Source organism: Cupriavidus campinensis, from assembly GCF_905397395.1.
Taxonomy (GTDB): Bacteria; Pseudomonadota; Gammaproteobacteria; order Burkholderiales; family Burkholderiaceae; genus Cupriavidus; species Cupriavidus campinensis.
In genome coordinates this window covers 1-3,537 of record NZ_CAJPVH010000120.1, presented here as the reverse complement: position 1 = coordinate 3,537, position 3,537 = coordinate 1, and the positions used below count along the sequence as shown (strand labels likewise).

At 52.9% G+C, this 3,537-nt stretch carries 1 tRNA gene and 2 rRNA genes; all 3 read right to left on the bottom strand.

Annotation, left to right across the window (positions count from 1 at the left end):
• Window positions 1-48: 48 nt before the first annotated feature.
• Window positions 49-162 (bottom strand): 5S ribosomal RNA (rrf, locus tag KHO18_RS27995).
• Window positions 163-287: 125 nt separating this feature from the next.
• Window positions 288-3,166, bottom strand: a 23S ribosomal RNA gene (locus KHO18_RS27990).
• Window positions 3,167-3,460: 294 nt separating this feature from the next.
• Window positions 3,461-3,536, bottom strand: a tRNA-Ala gene (locus KHO18_RS27985).
• Between the last annotated feature and the right edge of the window lies 1 nt (window position 3,537).

The following is a 3,537-nucleotide window of genomic DNA, read 5'->3' as shown; positions in this document are numbered from 1 at the left end:
AAAAGCAAAACCCCCAGCCTTTTGGGGCTGGGGGTTTTGGGTATAAGAGCCTGGCGATGACCTACTTTCACACGGGTAGTCCGCACTATCATCGGCGCAAAGTCGTTTCACGGTCCTGTTCGGGATGGGAAGGGGTGGTTCCGACTCGCTATGGTCACCAGGCATGAGGGGTTGCCGAGCTGACTCGTGTCAGCACGGCGAATCTGGGAGTAGTAAAGATTGGTTGTGTTTGTACCATCGTGGCACAAGGCGGCGAACCGCTACACCAGGTAAGACACACTGGTTATAGGATCAAGCCTTACGGGCAATTAGTACTGGTTAGCTTAACGCATTACTGCGCTTCCACACCCAGCCTATCAACGTCCTGGTCTCGAACGACCCTTCAAGGAGGTCAAGCCTCCAGGGAATCCTCATCTTCAGGCGAGTTTCCCGCTTAGATGCTTTCAGCGGTTATCTCTTCCGTACATAGCTACCCTGCGATGCCTCTGGCGAGACAACAGGTACACCAGCGGTACGTCCACTCCGGTCCTCTCGTACTAGGAGCAGCCCCCGTCAAGATTCCAACGCCCACGGCAGATAGGGACCAAACTGTCTCACGACGTTTTAAACCCAGCTCACGTACCTCTTTAAATGGCGAACAGCCATACCCTTGGGACCGGCTACAGCCCCAGGATGAGATGAGCCGACATCGAGGTGCCAAACACCGCCGTCGATATGAACTCTTGGGCGGTATCAGCCTGTTATCCCCAGAGTACCTTTTATCCGTTGAGCGATGGCCCTTCCATTCAGAACCACCGGATCACTATGTCCTGCTTTCGCACCTGCTCGACTTGTCGGTCTCGCAGTTAAGCACGCTTTTGCCATTGCACTTTAGGTACGATGTCCGACCGTACCAAGCGTACCTTCGAACTCCTCCGTTACACTTTGGGAGGAGACCGCCCCAGTCAAACTGCCTACCATGCACTGTCCCCGACCCGGATTCACGGGCCAAGGTTAGAACCTCAAACAAACCAGGGTGGTATTTCAAGGACGGCTCCACGTGAACTAGCGTCCACGCTTCAAAGCCTCCCACCTATCCTACACAGATCGGTTCAAAGTCCAATGCAAAGCTACAGTAAAGGTTCATGGGGTCTTTCCGTCTAGCCGCGGGGAGATTGCATCATCACAAACACTTCAACTTCGCTGAGTCTCGGGAGGAGACAGTGTGGCCATCGTTACGCCATTCGTGCAGGTCGGAACTTACCCGACAAGGAATTTCGCTACCTTAGGACCGTTATAGTTACGGCCGCCGTTTACCGGGACTTCAATCAAGAGCTTGCACCCCATCATTTAATCTTCCGGCACCGGGCAGGCGTCACACCCTATACGTCCACTTTCGTGTTTGCAGAGTGCTGTGTTTTTATTAAACAGTCGCAGCCACCATTTTATTGCAACCCCTTCACCCTCCTGGCGCAGGCCAGTCAAGCTACAAGGGCGTACCTTATCCCGAAGTTACGGTACCAATTTGCCGAGTTCCTTCTCCCGAGTTCTCTCAAGCGCCTTAGAATACTCATCTCGCCCACCTGTGTCGGTTTGCGGTACGGTCTCGTATGACTGAAGCTTAGAGGCTTTTCTTGGAACCACTTCCAATTGCTTCGCGGCTCAAGGCCGCTCGCCCCACATCCTTGAATTTCGCGCCCGGATTTGCCTAAGCGCCTTCTCCAATGCAGGGACCGGGACTTCCAACACCCGGACAACCTTCCGCGATCCGTCCCCCCATCGCATCATACGACGGTGCAGGAATATTAACCTGCTTCCCATCAGCTACGCATCTCTGCCTCGCCTTAGGGGCCGACTCACCCTACGCCGATGAACGTTGCGTAGGAAACCTTGGGCTTACGGCGAGGGGGCCTTTCACCCCCTTTATCGCTACTCATGTCAGCATTCGCACTTCTGATACCTCCAGCATCCTTTACAAGACACCTTCACAGGCTTACAGAACGCTCTCCTACCACGCACTTGCGTGCGTCCGCAGCTTCGGTATATAGCTTAGCCCCGTTACATCTTCCGCGCAGGACGACTCGATCAGTGAGCTATTACGCTTTCTTTAAAGGGTGGCTGCTTCTAAGCCAACCTCCTGACTGTTTTAGCCTTCCCACTTCGTTTCCCACTTAGCTATATTTGGGGACCTTAGCTGGCGGTCTGGGTTGTTTCCCTCTTGACACCGGACGTTAGCACCCGATGTCTGTCTCCCGTGATTGCACTCTTCGGTATTCGGAGTTTGCTATGGCGGGGTAATCAGCAATAGACCCCCCAACCATGACAGTGCTCTACCCCCGAAGGTGAGACACGAGGCACTACCTAAATAGTTTTCGGAGAGAACCAGCTATTTCCAGATTTGTTTAGCCTTTCACCCCTATCCACAGCTCATCCCCTAACTTTTCAACGTTAGTGGGTTCGGTCCTCCAGTACGTGTTACCGCACCTTCAACCTGGCCATGGATAGATCATCTGGTTTCGGGTCTACACCCAGCGACTCAACGCCCTATTCGGACTCGCTTTCGCTACGCCTTCCCTAATCGGTTAAGCTTGCCACTGAATGTAAGTCGCTGACCCATTATACAAAAGGTACGCCGTCACCCGTTTCCAGGCTCCGACTGTTTGTATGCATGCGGTTTCAGGATCTATTTCACTCCCCTCCCGGGGTTCTTTTCGCCTTTCCCTCACGGTACTGGTTCACTATCGGTCGATTACGAGTATTTAGCCTTGGAGGATGGTCCCCCCATCTTCAGACAGGATTTCACGTGTCCCGCCCTACTTGTCGTACACCTAGTTCCACAACGCTGTTTTCGCATACAGGGCTATCACCTGCTATGGCCGGGCTTTCCATCCCGTTCTGCTAACAATGCTGCTAAAGAGTACAAGGCTCTTCCCATTTCGTTCGCCACTACTTTGGGAATCTCGGTTGATTTCTGTTCCTGCAGCTACTTAGATGTTTCAGTTCGCCGCGTTCGCTTCCCTGACCTATGTATTCAGTCAGGGATGACCCATAAGGGCCGGGTTTCCCCATTCGGACATCTCCGGATCAAAGCTTGTTTGCCAGCTCCCCGAAGCTTTTCGCAGGCTACCGCGTCCTTCATCGCCTGTAATCGCCAAGGCATCCACCACATGCACTTGTTCGCTTGACCCTATAACGAGTGTGTCTCAAGCTCTCGCTTAAGCCACGACTCACCATAGGTCTGAGTTCTCGCGTTTGTGCCGTATTCCAAGTCATCTTTCGATCACTTTAAATACATTTTGGTTGATACAATCACAACCCGGTATCGCGTTGGATAATTCAGCGTCTCATCAACGCTCGCGCGACACCTTTACTACATCCCATATTGTTAAAGAACAGCCGACTGTTTCAGTCGATCTTGGCAACGCCAAATGAAAGCACTCAAATCTAAGCGCTTTCATTTGGCAAACCAACCCAAGGTAAGTGGTGGAGGATGACGGGATCGAACCGACGACCCCCTGCTTGCAAAGCAGGTGCTCTCCCAGCTGAGCTAATCCCCCG